16 protein-coding genes and 1 pseudogene are annotated in these 25,222 nt (G+C 62.8%); 16 read left to right on the top strand and 1 reads right to left on the bottom strand.

Features of this window, described 5'->3' with window-relative positions; genetic code table 11:
• Window positions 1-8 precede the first annotated feature (8 nt).
• The 14 genes from AB1L88_RS04665 (at window position 9) to AB1L88_RS04600 (ending at window position 17,326) form a co-directional block, all read left to right on the top strand.
• On the top strand, window positions 9-1,346 hold the full coding sequence (locus tag AB1L88_RS04665; protein ID WP_367095465.1) for a tripartite tricarboxylate transporter substrate-binding protein: 1,338 nt from the start codon (window positions 9-11) through the stop codon (window positions 1,344-1,346).
• 37 nt (window positions 1,347-1,383) lie between these two features.
• A complete protein-coding gene (locus AB1L88_RS04660) occupies window positions 1,384-2,928 on the top strand; it encodes a tripartite tricarboxylate transporter permease (protein WP_367095464.1) in 1,545 nt (514 codons plus the stop codon).
• A gap of 122 nt (window positions 2,929-3,050) precedes the next feature.
• Complete coding sequence (locus AB1L88_RS04655; protein WP_367095463.1) at window positions 3,051-3,665, top strand: class I SAM-dependent methyltransferase; 615 nt, start codon at window positions 3,051-3,053, stop codon at window positions 3,663-3,665.
• 507 nt (window positions 3,666-4,172) lie between these two features.
• Entirely contained in the window at window positions 4,173-4,922 is a 750-nt protein-coding gene (locus tag AB1L88_RS04650; protein WP_367095462.1) for a cytochrome c3 family protein, read from the top strand.
• Window positions 4,919-8,158, top strand: coding sequence for a TAT-variant-translocated molybdopterin oxidoreductase (locus AB1L88_RS04645; RefSeq protein ID WP_367095461.1), 3,240 nt, complete (start codon window positions 4,919-4,921; stop codon window positions 8,156-8,158). The genes AB1L88_RS04650 and AB1L88_RS04645 overlap by 4 nt, the downstream gene beginning before the upstream one ends.
• A gap of 10 nt (window positions 8,159-8,168) precedes the next feature.
• Complete coding sequence (gene nrfD / locus AB1L88_RS04640; RefSeq protein ID WP_367095460.1) at window positions 8,169-9,599, top strand: NrfD/PsrC family molybdoenzyme membrane anchor subunit; 1,431 nt, start codon at window positions 8,169-8,171, stop codon at window positions 9,597-9,599.
• A gap of 19 nt (window positions 9,600-9,618) precedes the next feature.
• Window positions 9,619-10,161, top strand: coding sequence for a DUF3341 domain-containing protein (locus tag AB1L88_RS04635; RefSeq protein WP_367095459.1), 543 nt, complete (start codon window positions 9,619-9,621; stop codon window positions 10,159-10,161).
• A gap of 104 nt (window positions 10,162-10,265) precedes the next feature.
• Window positions 10,266-10,784, top strand: coding sequence for a cytochrome c (locus AB1L88_RS04630; RefSeq protein ID WP_367095458.1), 519 nt, complete (start codon window positions 10,266-10,268; stop codon window positions 10,782-10,784).
• Window positions 10,781-12,157, top strand: a complete 1,377-nt coding sequence (locus AB1L88_RS04625; protein ID WP_367095457.1) for a hypothetical protein — start codon at window positions 10,781-10,783, stop codon at window positions 12,155-12,157. The genes AB1L88_RS04630 and AB1L88_RS04625 overlap by 4 nt, the downstream gene beginning before the upstream one ends.
• Before the next feature lie 414 nt (window positions 12,158-12,571).
• Complete coding sequence (locus AB1L88_RS04620) at window positions 12,572-13,486, top strand: SCO family protein (RefSeq protein ID WP_367095456.1); 915 nt, start codon at window positions 12,572-12,574, stop codon at window positions 13,484-13,486.
• Between the two features lie 16 nt (window positions 13,487-13,502).
• Complete coding sequence (gene coxB, locus AB1L88_RS04615; RefSeq protein WP_367095455.1) at window positions 13,503-14,564, top strand: cytochrome c oxidase subunit II; 1,062 nt, start codon at window positions 13,503-13,505, stop codon at window positions 14,562-14,564.
• A 53-nt stretch (window positions 14,565-14,617) separates the two neighbouring features.
• Window positions 14,618-16,240, top strand: a complete 1,623-nt coding sequence (gene ctaD / locus AB1L88_RS04610; RefSeq protein WP_367095454.1) for a cytochrome c oxidase subunit I — start codon at window positions 14,618-14,620, stop codon at window positions 16,238-16,240.
• Window positions 16,233-16,907 (top strand): cytochrome c oxidase subunit 3, encoded by a 675-nt coding sequence (locus tag AB1L88_RS04605; RefSeq protein ID WP_367095453.1) that lies wholly within the window; start codon window positions 16,233-16,235, stop codon window positions 16,905-16,907. The genes ctaD and AB1L88_RS04605 overlap by 8 nt, the downstream gene beginning before the upstream one ends.
• Window positions 16,904-17,326, top strand: a complete 423-nt coding sequence (locus AB1L88_RS04600) for a cytochrome C oxidase subunit IV family protein (RefSeq protein ID WP_367095452.1) — start codon at window positions 16,904-16,906, stop codon at window positions 17,324-17,326. Before AB1L88_RS04605 ends, AB1L88_RS04600 begins: the two co-directional genes overlap by 4 nt.
• 297 nt (window positions 17,327-17,623) lie before the next feature.
• Here AB1L88_RS04600 and AB1L88_RS04595 read toward each other — a convergent pair whose 3' ends face one another.
• Window positions 17,624-20,443, bottom strand: coding sequence for an ATP-binding protein (locus AB1L88_RS04595; protein ID WP_367095451.1), 2,820 nt, complete (start codon window positions 20,441-20,443; stop codon window positions 17,624-17,626).
• Window positions 20,444-23,215: 2,772 nt separating this feature from the next.
• Here AB1L88_RS04595 and AB1L88_RS04590 point away from each other — a divergent pair.
• Window positions 23,216-24,121, top strand: a complete 906-nt coding sequence (locus tag AB1L88_RS04590; protein ID WP_367095450.1) for a polysaccharide biosynthesis/export family protein — start codon at window positions 23,216-23,218, stop codon at window positions 24,119-24,121.
• A 167-nt stretch (window positions 24,122-24,288) separates the two neighbouring features.
• Window positions 24,289-25,050: pseudogene (locus AB1L88_RS04585) on the top strand (PA14 domain-containing protein); the annotation flags it as partial.
• Window positions 25,051-25,222: the final 172 nt, after the last annotated feature.

Genomic DNA, 25,222 nt, shown 5'->3' with positions numbered 1-25,222 from the left:
AGTACCTCATGACACGCCCCAAGGCCCCCCACATCCGGCTGCCGATCTGGATGCTGACGCTGCTTGTACTCAGCGGCTGTTCCGAGAGTGAAGTCTACCCGGATCGGCCGATCATGCTGATTTGTCCCTGGTCGGCCGGGGGAGGCACGGACACCGTCTCCCGGACGGTGGCCGCCCTGCTGGAACGGGATCTCGGGGTGCCGGTCAATGTCGTGAATGCCACCGGGGGATCGGGGGTGACCGGCCATACTCGGGGCGCGCTTGCCCCGGCGGATGGCTACACGATGACGATGGTGACCGTCGAGCTGAACATGCTGCACTGGCGGGGCTTGACGAACATCACCCCCGACGCGTTCCGACCCTTGATGCTGCTGAATCGGGACGACGCGGCGTTGTTCGTCCGGGCCGATGCTCCGTGGCAGTCGATCTCGGAGCTGAAGGAGGCCGTCGTCGCGTCCCCGCGAGCATTGAGGGCATCGGGCACGGCCCAGGGGGGGATCTGGCATGTCAGCCTGGCCGGCTGGCTCAATGACGAAGGGTTGGATGCCGGCGACATCCTCTGGGTCCCGATCAATGGAGCCGGGCCCTCGCTCGACGCGTTGATGTCCGGGGGTGTCGAGGTGGTCTGTTGCAGCCTCCCCGAGGCCGCCGCCCTGCTGGAGTCCGGCCGGATTCGGAGCCTCGGTGTGATGGCCGAGGATCGCGTGCAGGGGTTTCTCAGCGTCCCGACGTTCCGGGAGCAGGGATCGGACTGGACGATGGGAGGGTGGCGAGGGCTCGCCCTGCCCCTGGGAGTGCCTGAGGAGCGGGCCGAACGCCTTGAGTCGGCGATTCAGCAGGTCGTTCAGGGCGACGAGTACCTCGGGTTCATGGAGAGTACGGGTTTCAACGTCTCCCCCGCCGGTCCTGAAGCGTTCCGGGAGATCATGGAAGCGTTTGACCAGCAGCTGGGCGTGATCCTGACGGGAGACGCGTTTCAGTCGGTCCGTTCGACCCGATACGGCCCGATGATTTTCCCGGGGATCCTGGTCGTCCTGCTCTCAATGGTGCTGGTCATCCTGGCGGTGCAGGGGGGGCTCAGGCGGTCGAGCGAGGCGTCTCGGATCGATCGCGAGGGCATGATCCGCATGGGGATGGCGGTGGGCTTCGTGCTCGGCTACCTGATCCTGGCTGATCGGGTCGGCTACGTGCTGACGGCCGGGGTCTTGCTGGTGGCCCTGTTGCGCGGCCTCGGGGTGAAGACGCCCGTCGCCCTGGCGGTCGCTTTGGTATTTGCTCCGATGACCTATCAGGTGTTCGCGGTGGCCTTGCGGGTGCCGCTTCCCTGGGGATGGCTGGGATGGTGACGCCGGCGGTCGAGGCCGGAGAGGGGACTTCGGAGTGATGGATCCCGCGATCGTGGAGGCGGCCGCTCAGGTCGCGCTGGACCCGACAATCTGGATCGTGATTCTTGCCTCGGCGCTGTACGGCGTGTTTGTCGGGGCGGTACCGGGGCTGACCGCCACGATGGCCATGGCCCTGCTGGTCCCGATCACCTACTGGTTGCCGCCGCTCCCGGCGCTGGCCGCCATCGTCACGATGGTCGCCTGTGCCATCTTCGCGGGGGACATCCCGACGATCTTGCTGCGGATACCCGGGACGCCCGCCTCGGCCGCGTACGCCGATCTCGGCAGCGGTCTCGCGGCCCGAGGCAGGGCGGATGCCGCCCTGGTGACGGCCTTGATCTCCAGTATCGGCGGAGGGCTTTTCGGCGCGGTTGTGCTCATCTTCCTCGGCAGTCAGCTCGCCCAGGTCGGGACCCTGTTCAGCCCCGCGGAACACTTTTGGCTATATGTCCTGGGGCTGACCTGCGCCGTCGTGGTTTCGCACGGCGCCCCGATCAAGGGGGCGCTGGCCGTGTTGCTGGGATTGCTCGTCTCAACGGTCGGCCTGAGTGCTGTGCACGCCCAGTCGCGGTTCACTTTCGGGAACCCCCAATTGTATCAGGGGATTGGTTTCATCCCGGCAATGATCGGGTTGTTCGGCGTCTCGGAAGTGTTCAAGAATCTGCTGACCTTGTTGCCAGGGTCCGAGACGCCGACGAATCGGCACGCCGCGGCGGGGGGCATTTCGCCTGGCCATCCCCTCAGGGAGGTCCCGGGTGCAATCCGCCGCTGGGTGAGTCGGCCGGTCGTCAGCCTTCGATCCGGGACCATCGGCGCGGTGATCGGGATGCTTCCCGGGGCCGGTGCGGACATCGCAAGCTGGGTCTCGCTCGGGATCGGTCGTCGGACGGCCGCATCATCCGATGAGGCCGACGATGAGGTGGCGCTGGATGATCTCGGTGCCGCCACGACCGCCAACTCCTCCGCGCTGGCGGGCGCCTGGATTCCGGCCCTGGTGCTGGGCATCCCCGGGGATTCGGTCACCGCCATCGTCATCGGTGTGTTGATGATGAAGGACCTGACGCCAGGGCCGGAGATCTTCGAGAAGCAAGCGACTCTCGTCTATGGACTGTATCTGATCTTCATTCTTGCAAACCTGGTCCTTTTGCCGGTCGGTCTGGCCGCGATCAAGGCCGGGGGGCTGGTGCTTCAGGTGCCCAGGCGGATCTTGATGCCGGTGATTCTCCTGTTCTGCGTGCTCGGCTCGTTCGCGATCAATGGAAGCACGTTCGACATCGGGGTCATGCTGGTCTTCGGGCTGCTCGGCTTCTTCCTCGAACGGCGGGCCATCCCGCTCGGGCCCGTGGTCCTGGGGATTATCCTCGGGGGCCCACTTGAGGAACGCTTGATCCAGGTGCTGACGGCGGCCGACGGATCTGCCATCGCCTTCGTGGACCGATGGCCGGCACTCATCCTCGTCGGCCTCTGGATCCTCATGCTGAGCCTCGCATTTCTCCGCCCCGGACGGTGGTTCTCGCCGAGCAGCGAGGACGTGCGGGCCTGAGATCACGAAATCGCGGTCCGAGGAGATGGAGGGGACGAGGCTGGCCAGCATCCCCTGTCCGTTGCACTCGATGAAGACCCGGCCGAGTGTGATCGACAACGTCACCTTGAGGAGTTGCCTGCGTGAGCGGCTTGCCTCGGATCGTGGAACTGGCTCGTCTTCTGGTGGCTCGGACGCTTTCTGGAGGGGACTTCGCGATCGATGCGACGGTCGGGAATGGGCACGACACCCTCTGGCTAGCTCGACAGGTCGGTTCGACGGGGCGGGTGCTGGGACTCGATGTCCAGTCAGTCGCACTCAGGGCCGCGCGGAGACGTCTGGCCGAGGCCGGGGTGACCGACCGGGTCTTGCTGGTCCGGGCCGGACACGAGAGGATCGATCACGTCCTTGCCCGCGACGGCTCGACGACTCGGCCGAAGGTCGTGATGTTTAACCTCGGTTATCTTCCCGGTGGGGATCATTTCATCGCGACCCGACCGGAATCGACGATCGTCGCGATCGAGGCCACCCTGGCCCGGGTCGTTCCTGGGGGCCTGGTGACCGTGGTCGCTTATCCCGGCCATGCGGTCGGACAATCGGAATCGAATGCATTACGGGAGTGGATAGTGAGCCTCAGCCGGGATCGCCTGAATCTCCTTCGGTGTGACCTACCGAATACGATGCAACCGGCTCCCTGGTTGCTCGCCTTCTCCCCGGAGTCGGGATTCCGCAATCGTTTCTCAGGCGACCAGACTTGACGAATCGAGGTCGCAGAACGCAATCGTTTTCCGTGGGACAACCCGAGGGTGGGGCGGGGCGAAACGGCCGAAACCAAGTTCTAAACCCGTGAGGGGGCGAGAGAAAGGGAAAATACGGCGAAATCTCGAATCGAATGCCGGACCGGTGTCTTGTCCTCGAACTGCTCGTTGGGTAGTCTATTGGAAACGGTGTTGGTTCAACACAACGATCTTCCTTGAACTGACCCGCATTATCAGCCGCCCGCCTGCAGGTTCTTCGCGGGTTGCCTCCGAATCCAGAACAACGTGATCGATGCCCTTGAGTCGGCGAGCCACATGCCTGTGGATTCGAGAGCAATCCTTGTTTTTTCGGAAACTTCGTGAAATAAATCACGAGCGGTGCTGGTGACCTTAAGGTTTGCCTTTCCGGGCGCCTGGGGTTAAAGAGTGGCGGAAGTCCTGGCTGGCGGGACTCCGGCGGACAGTCGCCCGAGTGGTCTTGCCTTGGTCGGCGAGTCGAGGAGAGCAATGCCTCAGATTTTTCACCCGAGCGCCAATACGCTTGCCCGAGCGAGCATTTTCGGCGGGGCGTTCGTTGCCTTGGGGGCGGTTCTTGTCACCCACCTGGTGATTCGGTCGCCGTACCAGACCGATGTCCATGTGGTCAAATCGCAGCCGGTCCCCTTCTCTCACGAGCACCACGTTCGGGGGTTGGGGATCGATTGCCGTTATTGCCATACGTCGGTGGAAGAATCGTCGTTCGCCGGGCTGCCTCCCACGTACACGTGCATGAGCTGCCACTCCCAGATCTGGACCGACAGCCCGATGCTGGCCCCGGTTCGGGAGAGCCTGGCGCTGGACCGTCCGCTGGAGTGGAATCGGATTCACGACGTGCCCGACTACACCTACTTCAATCACGCCATTCACGTGAACAAGGGGGTCGGTTGCTATTCCTGCCACGGCCGCGTCGACCAGATGCCGCTGGCCTGGAAGGAAGAGTCGATGAGCATGGGCTGGTGCCTCGAGTGCCACCGAAACCCGGAGAAACACCTGCGCCCGAAGGAAGAGATTTATAACCTTGAATGGTCGGTCGACAACGACCAAGAGGCTGTCAAGGCGTTCGTTCAGCGTGAGGCCGGTTCCGAGACCTTGGAGTTCCTGGCGTCCGACGAGTACGTCTCGCAGGAGGAACTCGGGCAGCTCCTCGCTGCGATGTACGAGGTCCCCACGCTCGGCCATAACACTCCCTTGACCAATTGCGCGGTTTGCCACCGATGAGAGAGTCCCAGCACGCTCCGAAGCGGACGCCGTTGAACCTGGCTCGCATTCGCTCCCGACTCGAAGGGGCGACCGGGCCGCGGTACTGGCGTGGCCTGGAGGAGCTGACCGAGACGGATGAGTTCCTCAGCTACATGCAGCGGGAATTCCCCGAGCAGGCCGACTCCTGGGACGATCCCGAGAGTCGTCGCCAGTTCCTCAAGCTGATGGCCGCGTCGCTCGCCCTGGCTGGGGTGAGTGGTTGCGCGTTCCAGCCCCAGGAGAAGATCGTCCCCTATGTGAAGGCTCCCGAGGAGCTGGTCCAGGGGAAGCCGCTCTTCTTCGCGACCTCGATGAGCCTCGCCGGCGACTGCATCGGCCTGCTGGTCGAGAGCCAGGAAGGCCGCCCCATCAAGATCGAGGGGAATGGCCTGCATCCGGCGTCCCCAGCGTCGCTCGCGGCGGAGGTGGTCGATCAGGTCAACCAGGCGGCCCGGGCAGACGCCACGCCGATCAACGCCTCGGTGGGGTCGACCGACCTCTTCTGCCAGGCGGAACTGCTCTCGTTGTACGACCCGGATCGTTCCCAGACGGTCCTTCGCAACGGCAGGCCGAAGACCTGGGAGGAATTCCAGGTCGCCATGGTGGAGCAGTACCAGCAGCTCAAGGCGAAGGGGGGGGGCGATGGGCTCCGGCTCCTGACCCGGACCATCACCTCGCCGACGCTCCGATCGCAGATTCAAGGGCTTCTCGACGAGTTCCCGGACGCCCGGTGGATTCAGTACGAGCCGGTGAACCGGGATCATGCCCGGGACGGGGCGATCCGGGCGTTCGGCGAAGACCGGCACGCCATCCCGCACGTCGAGCGCGCCGATCGGCTTCTGACGCTGGACGCCGACTTCCTGGCTTACGGCCCGGGCCACCTGGTGCAGGCTCGGGGCTACGCGGATCGTCGGAATCCCGATCACCCCGATGGGATGAGCCGGCACTACGCCGTCGAGTGCAACCTGACGCTCACCGGGTCGAACGCCGACCATCGATTGCCGCTCGCGGCGAGCCGGATCAAGGACTTCGCCTTGATGCTGGCCAAGGAACTGGGCATCACGGGCCTTCCGGAGCCATCGGATTCCCTCCCCGAGGAGGCGAGCCGTTGGATCGGGCCGCTCGCTCGCGACCTGCGAGGGCATCCGGGAGCTTCGCTCGTTCTGGTCGGTGACGGGCAGCCTCCGGTCGTCCACGCGCTCGCCCACGCGATGAACGAGGCGCTCGGGAACTTCGGCAAGACGATCGAGTGGATCGAGCCGGTTGCCCCGTCGGACAATCAGGGGGAAGGGCTCCGAGAGTTGGTGGATGACCTGAACGCCGGCGCCGTCGACTTGCTGGTGATGCTCGAGGTCAACCCCGTCTATGATGCGCCGGCCGACCTGAATTTCCGAGAGGCGTTGCTCGATGCCGAGGGCACACTCCGGGTGCACCTGGGGCTAACCCTGGACGAGACGGGAGAACTGTGCCAGTGGCATGTCCCGCAGGCCCACTTCCTGGAAGCCTGGGGCGACGGTCGGGCCTTCGATGGGACCGTGTCCCTGGTCCAGCCCTTGATCGCTCCCCTCTTCGGCGGCCGATCGAGCATCGAGGTGGTCGCGGCCATCCGCGGCGACCGGAATCCTGATGGGCGTGCCCTGGTCGAGGCCTACTGGCGGGACGAGCTCGGTGGGGGGGACGCTTCGGATTCCGAGGGCGGTGGGGACACGGACGCATTTTCTCGGACGTGGAGACAATGCCTTCACGACGGGATGATCGCGGACACGGCGAGCCAGCGGGTCGAGGTGTCGATCGCGGACCCCACGAAGCTGGCGACGGCCGAGGATTTCGAGCCGGTCGAGGGCTCGCTCGAACTGGTTCTCGCCCCCGACCCGACGGTCTTCGACGGCCGATTTGCCAACAACGCCTGGCTCCAGGAATGCCCGAAACCGATCACCAAATTGACCTGGGACAATGCCTTGATGGTCCCGGCGTCGATGGTGGAGGAGGCCTCCGGCGGTCCGCTCGCGGGCTCGCAATCCGGGGACGTGGTCGGGTTGACGTTGGGGAATTTGACCCTGGATGTCCCCATCTTCGTGATGCCCGGGCATGCCGAAGGGGCCGTCACCCTGCACCTCGGGTACGGTCGGACTCGGGCCGGCCGGGTCGGGAACGGGACCGGGTTCAACGCCTATTCCCTCCGGTCGTCTGCCTTCCCCTGGATCGTTCCGGGGGTGTCGATCAACCGGACGCCCCAGAAGTACGAGCTGGCTTCCACGCAACTGCAAGGCGCCCTCGACGGGCGTGACCTGTACCGCGAGGCGACGCTGGAGCAGTACGAGGCTCGGCCCGACTTCGCCCACCTCAACCAGCACTTCTCCGCTCGTCACGGAGAGACGACCGACTCGCTTTACCCCGAATACGATTATTCGGCGGACCGGGGGGACGGGTGGAACGGTCATCCGGGATACGCCTGGGGAATGACCGTCGATCTGAACCGCTGCGTCGGCTGCGCGTCTTGCGTCGTCGCCTGCCAGGCTGAGAACAATATCCCGGTCGTGGGCAAGCGGGAAGTGATCCGGGGCCGGGTCATGCACTGGATGGAGGTGGATCGCTACTTCGCGATCGAAACGCCCGCTGGCCAGGAGCCCGATCTCGCGAACCCCAAGATTGCGTACCAGCCGCGCTTCTGCATGCACTGCGAGAAGGCTCCGTGCGAGCCGGTCTGCCCCGTCGGGGCGACCGTGCACGACCACGAGGGCCTGAACAACATGGTCTATAACCGCTGCGTCGGCACGCGGTATTGCAGCAATAACTGCCCGTACAAAGTCCGGAAGTTTAATTTCCTGAACTACCCCGAAATCCAACTGAAGCAGTCGGAACTCGGATCGGGCTTCTCCCCCCTGGTGCTCCTGAACAATACCGACGTGTCGGTCCGTTCTCGAGGCATCATGGAAAAGTGCACCTACTGTGTTCAGCGGATCTACGAAGGCAAGATCCAGTCGGAAATCGAGGGGCGACGCGTGCGGGACGGCGAGATCGTCACCGCCTGCCAGGCCGCCTGTCCGACCCAGGCCCTGGTCTTCGGTGACCTGAACGATGAATCGGCGCAGGTGACCCGGCTCAAGAAGTCGCCGCGCAATTACGGAATGCTGGCCGAGGACCTGAACACTCGGCCTCGCACGACGTACCTGGCTCGCGTGACCAACCCGAATCCCGAGATCGCGACGGCGTGAGGCGGAGTCGATGGCAAGTGAGAACGATCTGACGGGGCGGGCCGGCGTTGAAGAAATGCCGATCATTGGCCCCGGGCATACCTTCGCGACGGTTTCGGACAAGCTGACCGCAGTTGTCCTGCTCGACCGCATTCGCAAGAGCTGGGTCCTCGGCCTTGCGATCTCCTTCGCGTTTGTGATGCTGTTCCTGATGTCCGTCACCGTGCTCTTCCTCAAGGGTACGGGCATCTGGGGCCTCAACGTCCCCGTGATGTGGGGCTTCGCAATCGTCAATTTCGTGTGGTGGATCGGCATCGGTCACGCGGGGACCTTGATCTCGGCCATCTTGCTCCTGCTGCGGCAAGAATGGCGGACCTCGATCAACCGGTTCGCCGAGGCGATGACCCTCTTCGCCGTCGCCTGTGCCGGCATGTTCCCCATCCTCCACCTGGGCCGTCCCTGGGTGTTCTACTGGCTGATGCCGTATCCGAACACGATGGCCCTCTGGCCCCAGTTTCGGAGCCCGCTGGTCTTCGACGTCTTCGCGGTTTCGACGTACGCGACCGTCTCCCTACTCTTCTGGTACGTGGGCCTGCTCCCCGACCTCGCCAACCTCCGCGATCGTGCGAAAAACAAGTTCGCACAGCTGATTTATGGGGCGATGTCGATGGGATGGCGCGGCTCGGCCCGCCATTGGGCGCGTTATCAGACGTCGTACCTGCTGCTGGCGGGCCTGGCCACGCCCCTGGTCGTTTCGGTGCACACGATCGTGTCGTACGACTTCGCCGTGAGCGTGGTCCCCGGATGGCACACGACGGTGTTCCCGCCCTACTTCGTCGCGGGGGCGATCTTCTCGGGATTCGCCATGGTCCTGACGTTGGCGATCCCGCTCCGGGCCGTGTACAACCTGAAGGATTTCATCACGGATCGCCACCTGGACAACATGGCCAAGGTCATGCTGGCCACGGGCCTGATCGTCGCCTACGGCTACCTGATGGAGGACTTCATCGCCTGGTACGGCGAGAATGAATATGAGTTCTTCATGATGCTCGGGCCTGGCCGGCCTTTCGGCCCTTACTGGGCCTACTACTGGAGCTTGATTGCCTGCAACATCGTCATCCCGCAATTGCTCTGGTTCCGGTTCGCCCGGCGGAACGTGTACGTGCTCTGGGTGATCTCCATCGTGGTGAACGTCGGCATGTGGCTCGAACGATTCGTCATCGTGATCACCAGCACCAGCCAGGATTTCGTCCCCGCGAACTGGCAAGAGTACACCCCAACGTTCTGGGACTGGTCGCTCTACCTCGGGACGATCGGCGTCTTCTTCTGCCTTCTGTTCCTCTTCATCCGGGTCCTTCCCGCGATTGCGATCAGCGAGATGCAGGAACTGGCGTACGAAGTGGATCATCGCAAGAGTCTTGGCAACGACGGACACGGCACTAGCGACTCGTCGCACGCCTGATCGGGAGTGGAACTGAACGATGGACGAGACCCACCCTGAACTCTACGGGTACATCGCTGAGTTCAAATCGCCGTCCGAACTGGTCGGCGCGGCGACCAAGGCTCGCGAGGCCGGCTATCGGCGGATGGAGGCCCACTCCCCCTTCCCGGTGGAGGGCCTCGCCGAGGCGATCGGCTTTCGAAAGAACCGGATCCCGGCGATCGTCTTCACGGCCGGACTGCTCGGTGGACTCGGCGGGTTCACCATGCAGTATTTCGCCTCCGTGATCGATTATCCCCTGAACATCGGCGGCAAACCGCTGAACAGCTGGCCGGCGTTCATCCCGGTGACCTTCGAATGCACCATCCTGGCCGCTGCGTTCGCGGCAGTCTTCGGCATGTTGTTTCTGAACGGGCTCCCAATGCCTTATCACCCGGTTTTCGGCGTGGAGAAATTCGTCCGCGCCTCTCACGATCGGTTCTTCCTGTTCATCCGATGGGACGACGAGCAGTTCCATGAGCAGGAGACCCGGACGTTCCTCGAGGGGTTCGAACCCGAATCCCTCTCGGAGGTGCGACAATGATCCATTCATCGCAAGCGTCGCGAGTCCGATCGAGCCGTCGAATGTGGTCAACGCTCGTGCTCCTAGTGATCGGTACCTCCGGGACTGTCGGCTGCCGTTCCGAAATGTACGATCAACCGCGCTACGACACATTCGAGCCAAGCGTCTTCTTCCCCGACGGTCTCTCCGCACGCCCCCTGGTCCCGGGTACGGTGGCACGCGGTTGGTCTCGAACGGACGAGCACTTCTACTACGGCCAGGAGGATGGTCAATTGGCAACGACCTTCCCCTTCCCCGTGGATGAAGCGGTGCTCGAACGCGGCCGCGACCAGTTCACCGTCTTCTGCTCGCCCTGTCACGGGGGGATCGGAGACGGGCAGGGGATGATCGTGCAGCGAGGGATGCCGAAGCCCCCCAGCCTGCACGAACAGCGCCTCCGAGAGATCCCGGTGGCCCATTTCTTCGATGTGATCACCCGAGGTTATGGGGCGATGTACTCCTATGCACATCGGATCAAGCCCCAGGACCGCTGGGCGGTGGTCGCGTACATCAAAGCCCTTCAGTTGAGTCAGAATGCTCCTATTGACAGCCTTGACGAGGCCGACCGGCAGCGGGTTGAGCAGTCCCAGGAGGCGGCCCAGTGACGAGTTTCCTTGGAAAATTCGGTGGTGGTGACGGGAACGGCGATCCGCTGGCCAGTCGCCTGGAGCAGATTTTTCGGATCGCTGGCATTGTGGGCATCGCTGGGCTCTTGGTCTGCATCCTGGGTGCCTTCTACGACGTCCAGCAGGTGCTCCGCTCCTATCTCCTCGCCTACATCTTCTGGTTCGGGCTGCCCTTCGCATGCCTGAGCCTCTTGCTCCTGAATCACCTCGCGGGCGGGACGTGGGGACTCATCCTCCGCCGGCCGCTCGAAGCGGGGGCGTCGACCTTGGTGTTGATGACCCCCTTGTTCTTGCCGATCGCGTTCGGCGTGAGCCAGATCTACCCCTGGGCAGGCGCCGACCATGGGATGAGTCACGATTCGGAGGCCGATTCCCACGATCACGCGGACGAGGTCGACAACGCGGCCGAGCACGCCGATATCGCGCACGCGTCGACCGAGTCTGAACACGATCACGGGGACTCCGAGAAGCACGGCCACACTTCGCATTTCAATCACAAGGAACTCTGGTACCAACTTCCCTTTTACTACGGGAGGTCGGCGGGATACTTCGTGATCTGGGGGATTCTGGCCTTCCTATTGATCCGATGGTCAAACGAGCAGGATCGCGCTTCGAACCCGGCATTGCCGACCCGGAAGATGGCATTGCTGGGGGCACCTGGGCTCATTCTCGCCTTCTTGACCGGCACGTTCGCGATGTTCGACTGGGGTATGGCACTCGATCCCGACTGGTACTCGACCATCTACGGGGCCATGCTGATCGTCGGGATGGGGCTCCAGACGTTTGCCCTGCTCAACATCGTGACCACTTTGCTCGCTGAACGGGGTGCGCTCGGGGAACTCCCCCAGCCGAAGCGGCTCAGGGATCTCGGCAACCTGATGCTCGCCTTCGTGATGCTCTGGGCATACACTTCGTATAGCCAGTTTCTGATTGTCTGGAGTGGTGATCTCAGCGAGGAAATCCCCTGGTATCTCCGTCGTTCAGAGGGCGGTTGGCAGTACGTGGTCGGTTTCCTGGCGGTCTTCCACTTCTTCTTGCCGTTTTTCGTGCTTCTCTTCCGGTCGAACAAGGAGAACCCCGTGCGGCTGCGTGCCATCGCGTCGTTCATCTTCGTGATCCACATGGTGGACCTGTTCTGGCTCCTCGGGCCTTCTCTTGGATACCGGAGCCCGGTCCCTCATCTGTTCGACCTTGCGGCGATCCTGGGACTCGGTGGCCTCTGGTTGGCAGCCTTCGTCTTTTTCCTGAACGCTCGGCCTCTGCTCGCCAATCATGACCCGGCCTTGGTCGAACTTCGACGTTTCGACGCTGCCCATGCGGCTCACTCGGGGGGGGGCCCGACTCATGGCTGACCACGTCCATCACGATGACTCGCTCAACCCGCACGCTCGTGGCTATCAGGAGGATCGGATCCACATCGGGCCGATCGCAATGTTCACGGTCGGATTGACCGTCGTTGTCGTGATCGTCTTCGTCGCGATCGCGTTTCTGACGAACCGTTTCAACCAGGCCCAGGATCGACTCGCGGAACAACGTCCCCCTCTCTTCGTGTTGGACGATGATGAACTCTATCCCGGGCCTCGGCTCCAGGAGAAACCGAGTCGGGATATGGAGATCATGCGTCGCGAGGTCGATGATCGCCTCGGTTCCTACGGATGGGTCGACCGCGAGACCGGTGTTGCTCATATTCCGATCGATCGCGCCCTCTCGATTGTCGCAGAACAGGGCCTGCCCACGCGGTCGTCGGGACCTGGAGGAACTTCGGAATGAATGACTACCTCCGTTCGTTGCACGTCGGCGGTCGGGCATTCCTGCTGACGCTGGGGCTTTCTTTCGCAGCCCCAGCGTTCGGTCAGCCCTCGCCGACACGAACGGAACAACCTGAACTGACTCCTCAGCCCGGCATCCTCCGTCGCGTGAGCTTCGAACAGAAACCGGGTGCTCAGGTTCCCCTGGATCTCCAATTCGTCACCGAGTCCGGTGAGAACGTTCGACTCGGTGACCTGATAGGCGACCGTCCGGTCATCCTGAACCTGGTCTATTTCGACTGCCCGTTGCTCTGCAACCAAGTGCTCGACGGCCTGGTGCGGAGCCTGAACGTCCTCAACGATTACACGGTCGGACAGGCGTTCGATGTGATCAGCGTCAGCATCAATCCCGATGACACCCCTCAGTCCGCATTATCGAAAGAAGCGGCGGTGATGCGGGCGTACCACTTCGCCGGCGATGAAGCGAGGAGCGGTTGGCATTTCCTGACCACCCGGGATCAATCCGCCATCGATGCCCTCGCGGAATCGGTCGGTTTCTCGTACAGCTACAACCCCGAATCCAAGCTGTATGCCCATGCCGCGGGCCTGGTCTTCCTGACCCCAGACGGACGTGTCTCTCGATATGTCTACGGGATCAGTTATCCCGCTCGCAATCTCAGGCTGGCACTCTCGGATGCCTCGGAAGGGACAATTGGTGGTGTAGTCGAGCAGGCACTGCTGCTCTGCTACGTGTACGACCCGGAAAGCGGGTCGTACAGTTTCGCGATCATGAATGTTGTCCGATTCCTGGGTATGGTCACCGTGCTCAGTCTTGGTTCATTCATGCTTGCCATGTTTGTCAGGGACCGGCGGAGGTCAGCGGTTTCCTCCGCAGCGATGACTCAGACATCGAACGCCCACTCGGACCGTTAAGCGAGAACATGGAACTATGTGGGAATTCCCACTCTTCCCCGACTCAGCATCAACGTTCGCGCCGAAGGTCGACGCCCTCTACATCGGGCTCGTGCTGATCAGCGCGGCGTTTACGTTTGCGTTTGCCTTCTTCGTGCTCTTCTTCGCCGTGAAATATCGGCGCGGTTCGAACGCAGACCGTTCCAACATTCGCGACTCGAGCCCCCTGGCCGAGGCGATCTACATCACGGTCCCGACTCTGATGGGAATCGGCCTCTTCATCTGGGGGGCGATTATCTACTTCGAGTTGATCAGTCCCCCTGCGGATTCGATCGAGATCTACGTCACTGGAAAACAGTGGATGTGGAAGGCGCAGCATCCCGAAGGGAGCAGCGAGATCAACGAATTGCACGTCCCGGCGGGGAAGCCGGTTCGCTTGATCATGACTTCCGAGGATGTGATCCACAGCTACTTCATCCCCGACTTCCGGGCCAAGCAGGACGTCCTCCCGGGACGATACACCACGATGTGGTTCCATCCGACCAAGGTTGGTCGGTTCCGGCTGTTCTGTACCGAGTACTGCGGGACGGAACACTCTCGGATGGGGGGCTGGGTCACCGTAATGGAACCCTCCGCCTACGAGGCCTGGCTGGAAGGGAGCAGCGAGACGAACGGGCTCGCCGCCGAGGGCGAGGCGCTGTTCCGTCAATATCACTGCAGCGGTTGCCACGGTGCCAACTCGACCGTCAAGGCCCCCCCACTCGAGGGTGTTTTCGGAGGACCGGTACCCCTCCTCAACGACCCGAAGGACCCGCAGAGCGGCTCGAAAATCATCGTCGCGGATGAACGCTACGTCCGCGACTCGATCCTACGCCCGATGGATGAAGTCGTCTCCGGTTACGAGCCCTTGATGCCGTCCTTCGCGGGCCAGATCCCGGAGGAAGACCTTTTGAAGCTGGTCGCCTACATCAAGTCGATCGGTCGGGGCCGCGCGGGCCGGACGCTTTCGGATCGAGGGATGTCTGAGGGAGAAGGGGCCTCGTCCAACATTACCGACTTCATGGGTGGGGCGTCGGCGAACGGAGGTACGGACCAATGAATTCAGCACCGCGATCCGATGACTCTCAGGCGATCAAAGAGTCGGATTCGAGCATGGGTTACCTGGGAGCCGACTACACCATCAAAAGTTGGCTCCTGACGACCGACCACAAGCGGATCGGTCTTCTGTACATGATCTCGATCACGGTGTTCTTCCTGCTCGGCGGGGCTGCGGCCTCGTTGCTCCGACTGGAGCTCATGACGCCGCGGGGAGACGTCTTCGGGTCACCCGACGACTACAACCGGTCGTTCACGATCCACGGCGTCTTCATGGTGTTCTTCTTCCTGATCCCTGGCGTGCCGGCAGTCCTGGGGAACTTCCTGGTCCCTTTGATGATCGGCGCCCGCGACCTGGCATTTCCCCGGCTCAACCTGATGAGCTGGTACATCTACATGATCGGCGGTCTCTTCACCCTCTATGCCCTGGTAGCAGGAGGAGTGGATACCGGGTGGACGTTCTATACGCCCTACTCGACCATGTTCTCGAACACCCAGGTGATCGCGGCAGCCCTCGGGATCTTCATCGTCGGCTTTTCCTCGATCCTGACCGCCCTCAACTTCATCGTGACCATCCACACGATGAGAGCGCCGGGGATGACATGGCTGCGACTGCCGCTGTTCATCTGGGCGAACTACGCGACGAGCCTGATCATCGTCCTCGGCACGCCTGTCCTGGCGATCACGATTATCCTGGTCGCGGTGGAGCGGTTGTTCAAGGTCGGGATCTTCGACCCGGCCTATGGGGGCGATCCGCTCCTGTTTCAGCACCTCTTTTGGTTCTACAGCCACCCGGCGGTTTACATCATGATCCTGCCGAGTTTCGGCGTGATCAGTGAGATTGTCACCGCCTTCGCCCGCAAGAAGATCTTCGGCTATACGTTCATGGCGGGCGCCTTGCTCGCGATCGCGGTCCTCGGCTTCCTGGTCTGGGGACACCACATGTTCGTCTCGAGCCAGTCGATGTACGCCGGCATGATCTTCTCGGTGCTGAGTTTCCTCGTTGCGGTCCCCTCCGGGATCAAGGTCTTCAACTGGACCGCGACCCTGTACAAAGGGTCGGTCTCGTTCAAGACCCCCATGCTCTACGCCCTGGGGTTCATCGGCCTGTTCACCATCGGCGGGCTCACCGGCCTGGTCCTCTCCACAATGGCGACCGACGTCCATGTGCATGACACGTACTTCGTCGTGGCCCACTTCCACTACATCATGGTCGGTGGGATGGTGATGGCGTATCTGGGCGGGCTTCACTTCTGGTGGCCGAAGATCACCGGCCGCATGTACTCCGAGTTCTGGGGCGCGCTCTCGGCCTTGACCGTGTTCATCGGCTTCAACCTGACATTCTTCCCCCAGTTCCTGCTGGGTTATATCGGGATGCCTCGTCGTTATTACGAGTATCCCGAGGAGTATCAGGTCCTGAACGTCATGTCGACCGCCGGCGCGTCGGTCCTGGCCGTCGGGTACATGATGCCATTGCTGTATTTGCTCATCTCCCTCAAGGTCGGTAAGATCGCAGGCCCCAACCCCTGGGCGGCCTCAGGGCTCGAATGGGAAACCGCCAGCCCGCCCCCGACTCACAACTTCCTCGATACCAAGATTGTGACCAGCGGTCCCTACGACTACGAGTTGCAGGAATACGCTGACTCGCACCGCGCAGTGCAGGAGCAAGGCATTGTCTAGTGCATCGGCAACCGCCCACGACAATACCTATGGTCAGGACGACACGTACCTGTACCATCACTTCGAAGATCTGCAGCAGCAGCACGAAAGTTCCAGCCTCGGTATGTGGGCGTTTCTTTCGACCGAGGTCCTGTTCTTCGGGGGGGTCCTGGGCGCCTTCGCGGTCGTCCAGACCCTCTACGAACCGGCGATGAAGGCTGCGAGCGAGCACCTCGACCCCATCCTCGGGGCCTACAACACGGCAGTATTGCTCGTCTCCAGTCTGGCCATGGCGCTGGCCGTGCGAGCTGCCCAACTTCGGCAGCAGCGAAACACGGTCCTGTTCTTGGTCGCGACGATCGTCCTTGGCTCGGCGTTTCTCGGAGTCAAGGCCTACGAGTGGATCCACGATTACCACGAGGCGCTCATCCCGGGGATCAATTTCGACCTCGAGCGCTATCCCGGGCGGCAGATCCTCTTCTGGTCGTTCTACTTCACCCTGACCGGCATCCATGCGTTGCACATGATCATCGGTATTGTGATCATCGCGATCATGGCGGTCCTCGTCCAGCGACGATGGTTTACTGGCGGCGGCGCCACCCAGATCGAGATGCTTGGCCTCTACTGGCACTTCGTCGACATCGTCTGGGTCTTCCTCTACCCAATCCTCTACCTGATTAACCAATGAGCCAGCACGTCTTCTCGATCCGGGCGAACTTGATCGTCTTTGCAATCTTGATGGCCTTGATGGTCCTCACGGTTGTGGTCGCCTTGTATCTCGATCTCGGGCTGCTTGAGATCCCGATCGCATTGACCATCGCGACGATCAAAGCCGTCGTGATCATGCTGTATTTCATGCATCTCAGATACAGCAGTCGCTTGACGTGGCTGTTTGCCGGCTCCGGCACGTTCTGGCTCCTGATCCTCATCGCCTTCTCGCTGTCCGATTTCCTGAGTCGCGACTGGATCTCGCCGGTCCTTCACTCGGGTGAATCCCGCGAGATCGCCGCTGCGTATTTCGGAGGACTCCCGGATCCGGATACCGCACTCGAAGACGGGACTCATGCTGGTGAGACGGACGCGCACCACTCAAGCGGTGGTCACTAACATGACAAACTTTCCTGCGCGTGTTTGAGCTTCCTCGCGGACGTTTCGCCGGGAAATTCTTCGACCGACCGAGTCGACTCGGTCGGTTTTTTTTCTGGGTTCCAGGACCAAAGTTCAAGGAGCGTCTTCAAGCATCAACAGGTGCCCATGTTCACGTAGAAGCCCGTCCAGGCCATTGTTGAACGCTGACGTGCGGTGAAATTGACTTGAGCGACGCTTGGTGCTGATCGACGACGAGCACGTACTCCTCGAGTAGTCGCTCTCCGGCCTCAGCCTCGGCCTTCCTCGCGAAACGCTTCATGCAGGTCGAAGCAGCAGTTCTTCAAGCACGGAGAGCAGGCGGTCGAAGTCGATCGGCTTGGAAAGCGTGCCGCTGACGCCGAGTGCATGGAGCTGTTGAATCCGATCATCCAGCACATCCCCTGAAAGGATCAGCACGGGAAGATCGGCCAGGCGATCAGTCGATCGGATTCGTCGAAGCACTTCGATGCCGTCCATCCGGGGCATCATGAGGTCCAAGAGCACCAGACTGGGCCGCTCGGAGCCGAGAATATCGAGCGCTTCTGGCCCATCGCAGGCGGTCACGACCTCGAATCCGGACAGCTCAAGGAGGTGACTCATGGGCAATCGGGTCGTCTCGTCGTCCTCGACCAGAAGGACGCGGGGTCGCCTGCCCGGGGCTGGGCCCTCCGTCGGGACATGTTCCAGAGGAGGGGACGATCCGGGGGGACACAGCAGGGGAGTGACCGGGAACACGGCGAGAAATTGGCTTCCTTGGCCGGAATCGCTGGAGACATCCATGCGGCCGCCGACGGCCTCGACGAGACGCCTGCAGATTGCTAGCCCGAGGCCCGTTCCCTTGGAGCGGTCTCGCTCGGGGTTCCGGAGCTGCGCGAACTCGTCGAAGATCTGTCCCAACTGAGTCTCGGGGATCCCAGGCCCAGAGTCCTCCACGCAGAATTGGAGGCGACCGTCCGACGGCAGGGAGGCCTTGACCCGTATGAAGCCTGATTCCGTGAATTTGATGGCATTCCCGACGAGGTTCGACAGCACCCTCCCGAGCTTGACGCGATCGGCGCGGACCCAGCCATTATTCCCCTCGAATTCCCAGGAAAACGCGAGGTCCTTCTCCTCTGCCGCGAGTCGCATCGGGCCGAGTGTCGAGTCGAGCCATTCTTCGATCGGGAACTCGACCTGCTGTTGATGGATCACCCCGGAATCGAAGCAGGTCAGGTCGAGGAGGTCGCTGACCAGCTCGGCGAGATTGCCCGATGCCCGTTTGAGGTAATTCGAGAGCTGGTTGAGCTCAGCGTCTTGGGGGAGTTCATCGAGCCTCCGAGCGATGGTTTCGGCGAGCAAGTTGAGCGCATTGACCGGAGTACGAAGGTCGTGGCTGATCGCCGAGAGGAACCGGGATTTGTTCTGAGCGGATCGCTCCGCGTCGTCCTTGGCCTTTTGCATCGCGTCGGACGTGCGTTTCCGGGCCGTGACGTCGCCGATCAGGGCAAGCGCCCCGATCGGTTCTCGATTCGAGGTCAGGAGCGGCTCGAACCGCCACTCCAGGTACCGGATGGAATCGCTGCCGACCGACTCGGTCCAGGGAGCATTGATCTGGACGTGGGGCTCCAGGTCGGCCACGCATCGACGGACGGCAGAGAGCAATCCCGGCGAGTCTGCGAAGAGGTCCGAGGCCGTCGCGCCGATGATCTGCGACCGTGATCGGCCGAGGATCCGCCAGGCCGGTCCGTTGCAGGCTCGACACCGACAGTCGAGGTCGAAGTATGCGACCCCCACGGGCAGGTGGTCGAGCAGGGCCTTGAGTTGTGCGGCTCTCATGGAGAGATCGGACTGCAACTCGCTTCGTTCGGTGATGTCGTGGTAGGTGGCGATCGCGCCGCCATCGACCGTGGGGAAGGGGTGGGCGATGACCTCGAAGATGCGCTCCACCCCATCGGGCCGAACGTATCGGATCGTCTCTCGGACCTCTTCTGCGCGATAAAAGGCCCTCCACAAGGGGCGATTGAATTCGGCGATGGGCGAACCGTCGAGCGATCGAGCGGGGAAGAGTCTGGAGAACTGCTGGAGGGGCATCGGCCCCAGATCGTCCTTGCCCAGGAGCTCCCGGCAGGCGGGGTTGATCAGGGAAACGCGCGGGTTGGGGCCGGTGACGAGCACGACTCCAATCGGGATCAGATCGACGATCGATTGGAAACGCCGATGTTCGGCCTCGGCGTCGACGCGGGCTGAAAGCTCGCCGAAGAGAAGCTGCACGTCGTTCAGCGAGGCGGAGATGATGGACGCAAATCCGAGCAACGCATCAAGACATTCGTCGCTCGGCTCGGATCGCATCGCGGCGACGAGGATCCCGTGTCGCTCCCCCGCGACGCTCAATGGCAGGGCGATCAGCGATCCGAGTTGGTGTTCCGCGATCCAGTCGCGATCGAAACGTCGGTCGGTCTGGAGATCTTCGACGAAGAAATGCATGCCGCTGCGGGCGACTTCGATCACTTCGGGCGGGAGCCTGTCCGCCTGGTCGACAGACGAGGGGTCGATGCTGATGGCTTCTCCAGGGACCCCCGACGCGGCGAGCCGATAGTCCTGCGTGACGGCATCGAACAGCCAGACGCGCGCCATTGCTGCCCCGAAATCCTGGATCAATGTCTCGATGGCGGTCGCCAGGACCAGCTCAAGACTCGGTCGAGATCCGAGCCGATCGGTGAGACGGGCCGTCATCCTGAGGTAATCGAGCAGGGCAGCCCGGCCTCGTCCGGATGACGGATCGACCTTGGGGCGGAGGGTCACGACGGTCAGGTCGTCGTCTGCCTCGCGGAACGTCGAACCGAATCGGCAATCGATCGCGATGCTCGAGCCGTCCGGACGCGACAACGTCGCCTGGAAGTCGAGAGGGTGAGCCTTCCTCGGGTTCGCAAGCGGAATGATGTCCTGATCACACTCTGATCGGTGGAGAAGATCCTTCAGGAACATCCCCGTCAGCGATCCCTGGGGGCGTCCGGTAGTTTCTTCCGCAATGCGATTCGCCAGAACAATCCGCTCGTTCCGGTCGATCACGATGATCGCGTCGCTCAGGGCGTCGAGAATCGGGCTTCGAGCGATCACTCCCCCGGCATTCAACGCGAACCCTCCGTGTTCAGCAGAGACAAACGCCCAGAAGCCACCTCCCGGTGGAAGCGCGTCCAGATGGGATATCTGGGCCCGCTTCGTGGACGAGGCCCACCAGCTCCACGCAGGGCGATCGTCTTATGACGGTGTCGATCTATGGGATGCCACTGACTATAGCCGGCCGACACCGGTGATGGTAGCCTCGATTCTTCGAAAACCTAAGCCTACCGACGTGGCGGAAAACCCGTCCAATCCCTCGACTGATCCTCTCTCGAACCGGGTCTGCCTTGGGCCCCCAGGTTGGTCGTACCGTCGCCGTCTTGCTCGTGTGAGAGCAGGGAAAATGCGTCGGTTCGGCAACTCCCCTGGTGGTCCGTGCCGGCCGCCAATCGTGCTCGGCAAGCGAGGGCTCGGTCACCGGATCGGATTCGAGAAGAAGTTTCGGTGAGGCCGAGGGTGACGACCCAGAACCGTTGAGGATGCACGGAGGCTCGTCATCGCTGCTGAATGGCCGAGAACCTGTCTGGCGGCAGACCCGTGGGCCCCATCGAACCGGAGCTGATCGCGTGTGCCGGGTCGCTGCTCCTTGGCTCAAACGGTGATCGATCAATCGCGGTGGTGGAGTCATGGCGTGCGAGAGCGGGACAAAGAACAAAGAATCGAGCATTCCTACAAACACGAGACGCCGTCCTCGCCCATGGGGCGAGGACGGCGTGAGTGAAGTTCGCTCGCGTTGGGAACGGCCGAGGGGATCGATTATCGACCTCGCCCGAAGAGTCCCGAGAAGAGACGTCGCCTGGGACGTGCCTCAGGGTACTCAATCTCGACCGGGACCTCAGCCCCCCCGAGGGCAGGAGCATACTGGACTCCCCTGGGGTCGGTGATCACCCCCGCCGAGACGTCATGAGGCGGTGCGAGGGGATCCGTCGCGAGTGGGCCGACGGGTCGGGAGGTGAGTGCGTTCGGCATGGTTACGTCCGCCCCGATCACCTCTTGCGGAACCTCACTCATGGTCGAGGCATTCACGAACGGAGCTGCCCCGGACTCTGACGGGAGTCGGATTGGCCTTGGTCGGGAATCCGGCAGCACCGCCAGTTCGGAGGCGTGAGGCAGTCGCGGGAGCGATGCGATGGGGTCAGTGCCCTCGGATTCGGAAAGTCCCGAGGTGATCGGGGGGTTGAGCAAGGGGGCCGCATCCGGCCCCGTCGACGAGGCTCCCGGGAGATCGAACGGAGACGGGGCAGGGGACGAGGGCGCAGGTCCGCCACGATCCGGCGTCTCGAACGGATCCGCCCCGAAGGGCGAGGGGGCACGTCGAGGAGCATCGGGCGGAGATTCCCCCGCTCCCGGCTGATCCAACTCGAACGGCGATCGTTGCCGGGGGAGCTCCGGCAGGAGGTCATCATCCGCGGGATCGCCGAACGGGTCGGCACCAAGTCCGTCGAGCCCTGCGAACTCGTCTTCGGGGATATCGAGCGGCTGCCGGGCCAGCTCCGCCTGCCAATCGGGCGATTCCGTACTGGGGCAACCCCATCCCGGGGGGAACTGGCGCCAGCAGGTCGGATAATACCCGTAATACTTATGCCGATACATCCCGTAGACCGGGAGCTCCTCGGCGCAATCGATCCGGGCTCGTTTCTGGGTCGGCAGGTTCGGGAACAACTGGGCCTGGGCGGCCGAAGGAGCCAGGACGACCGCCAGCAAGGCTCCCCAGCCCCATCCCCGGGTTTTCCTCCTGAATCGCATTGCCCTCGCCTCGCTGCATAGTGTCCTGGCTTCGGGATGCTCCGAGACCTCCCTGAGTCCCGCTCCCCAGCCTCTCAACACAACGATCGGGCAATCCCCGGAGCAACCTTCAGTAAATGGGGGAAACCACGTCCTGCTGGAAATTCGGGCAAGATGGGCGAGGACTGGCTGTTCTCCCATTCGTTCGGAGACGCTTCAAGTGGCACTTGCGCTCTCGGGGCGAGTTCAGAGCCGGCGTAACCCGCCTCGTGAGACCGAGCGGTGCCCGTTGGCCTTCCGAATCAAGTTGATCGGAGGCGACGAATGTTTCGGAGGAATGTGATGTCCGGCGTGCGCCTGGAACGATGGTAACGCGGAGGAAGGTGACTCATCTCAAGGAAGAGGGGATCTCAATGCCGCGCCAAACGTTGCTCCGCCTGTGCCTGGTCGTGTTGGGCATGGGGCTTGGTGGTGCTGTCGGGAATGCCCAGCAGTTCGATCGGGCTCGCACGCCCCAGACCCGGTTCGCCGACCCTTACCTCACGACTCCTGCGTGGCCCGGGGTGACCGGGAATCGCGGGCTCTCGCTCTTCGCGCTCGCGGCCCGGCAGCGGTCGGCGATCCTCGAACGGCGAGAGGAACAGCGGAGCGAGGCCGGGACGGAGCGGCCTCGGTCGCCCTACCATCAGTCACGACCGGGGGGGGCGTCTGCGGCCCAGTACTTCGGCCGATCAACCCTGATCGGGCGATCGAATGCACCCGCGCGGCCAATGCAGTCCGATCGGTACCGGCACTTTTTCGGTCGAAGGAACAGGGAATCGGGGCGTTGAGGAGATCGGAGTTGAGCCTCGGGCCTTTCTTGCCGATGGTTAGTGTGAGTCGAGCTTGCCCCTGACTTAATTGTCAAGGGGAAAGCTCCGGAGATCAGGAGGGAGGGTGGCCGTCCCCGAGCATTGTGCTTGTGGTCGTTCCCCCCGAGGAGTCGGCGGGGGGCTGAGTCGACCCACCGACGGCCGGACCCGGTTCGACGGGCAGGAGTCTCGCATGGATCGCACACGGACGGCTCGATGGCGGCTGCCCTGGGTCGTGCCGCTGCTCGCCCTGATCGCCTGCGGATGCCAGACGGTCAGGACCCCCGAGGAGAAAATTGCGCAGAGCAACCTCCCGAGGGAACTTGAAAAGACCTCGATGCCAGAATATGTGGTCGAGCCGCCGGATCTGATCCGGATCGAGGTGCTCGAGGCGTTGCCTGGCCGACCGATCACGGGTGAGCGGCTCGTCCGACCTGATGGCAAGGTCTCGCTCGATTTCTACGGCGAAATCTACGTGGCCGGACTGACGGTCTCGGAAGTCAAGGAAAAGGTCATCATCCACCTCCGTCAATTCCTGACGGATGAGGCACTCGGGCTCATCGAGCTGAATCCCGACACCCTGGAATACGAGCGGATTCCACCGACGGAATCGAATCGTATCTTCGTGGACATTTCCTCGTATAACAGCAAGGTCTACTACATTCAGGGAGACGTCATCCAGCCGGGCCGCCTGGTGTTGACCGGCAACGAGACGGTGCTGGATGCGATCAATTACGCGGGTGGCCTGCTCCCGACGGCGGCGACGCAGAACATCCGGCTGGTGCGGCCGGCCCCGCCTGGGGCCTGCTGTGCCCAGGTGCTCCCGGTCAATCTCGCGGCGATCGTCAACGCCGGCGACACGACGACCAATTACCAGCTCATGCCGGGCGACCGGATCGTGGTCTATCGCGACCCGATCGTGCGGACCAGCGTGTTCCTCAACCGCATCGCCGAGCCGTTCTTCACGGTGGTCAACGGGATCCAGATTTACTCCTTCGCGTCCCAGAGCTTGAGGTTCCTCAATATCCCGCTCCAGGGGCAGCAAACCAATACCGGGATCCTGCCGAACCCCGCCGATCCCGCACTCGGGGTCCGCTGACCGGCCCGATTGAAGAACGTGTTCGCACATGTTGACCGGGTCGGGAGACGCTCGCGTGCTCCCGGCCCGGTCTTCGTTTGTGGCGTTGACTTGCAGGGCCGGGCGATGCGGGACTAGACTCGGTTCTCCTTCGCGATCCTCAACTCCGCGTTGCTCCCGGAAGACCAATGGACCTCCCCCTGCAGTTCGTTCGCATGCTCCCTGGCGTGATTGGGCTCGTCCTCTGGCTCCCTTCGATTGGCTTGAGCACGCAGGCCGACGAGGAGCAACCCGATCCGGAGGAACTCGTTCCCGGCCTGGTCGTGCGCTGGATGCCGAGAGAGCACGATCAACCCGAGGTGACTCGCGTCGCATCGACTCTGGTCGACCGATGGGGGGCGACCGTTCCTGACCCTCGATTGCCGATCGAAGGTTTCCGGGCCCGATGGGCCGGCTGGCTTCTGGTCAGAGAGCCGGGATCGTACCGCTTTCGGATCGACTCTGATGGACTGGTTCACCTGGAACTCGGGGATGTCGCCGTCAGCACCGAGGGCGGTGCTGCGTTCGTCTCCCAGTCCGTGACGCTGCGGCCTGGCTTGGTTCCAATCCGAGTCCGATCCGTTCACCAGGGGCCGGACCGTCGACTTGTCATCGACTGGAGAGGGCCGTCGTTTGGGTTCGAGCACCTGCCCCCGTCTCAAGTCTATCACGAGGCGGGACAGACCCCGGACGCGGATCCCGTCGAACGTGGTCGGCAGTTGGCGGATCGGGTCGGGTGCGCCAACTGCCATGCCATCGCGGGGTTGACCCCGCACCCGACCATGGGGCCCTCACTCTCGGGGGTCCACTCCATTCACGACGACTGGTTGATCGATTGGCTCCTCGATCCCGAGGACCGACGACCAGGAACGCCCATGCCGGGCTTCGGTCTCGATGACCAGCAGGTCGCCGACGTGCTCGCAGCCCTCGACTCGCAGGCGGAGAAGCCGACCGATCTCGATCGCGAGGCGCAAATGGCGATCAACGTGGCGGACCCGGGGCGAGGACGACTGCTCTTCCGTTCGGCCGGTTGTCTCGGATGCCACACGCGGGACTTGGATGACGAACGCCCGGATCACATCG

Source organism: Tautonia sp. JC769, from assembly GCF_040717455.1.
In the GTDB taxonomy this organism is placed as follows: domain Bacteria; phylum Planctomycetota; class Planctomycetia; order Isosphaerales; family Isosphaeraceae; genus Tautonia.
The sequence above is the reverse complement of the archived record's forward strand: the minus strand, read 5'-3'. Positions and strand labels throughout refer to the sequence as shown.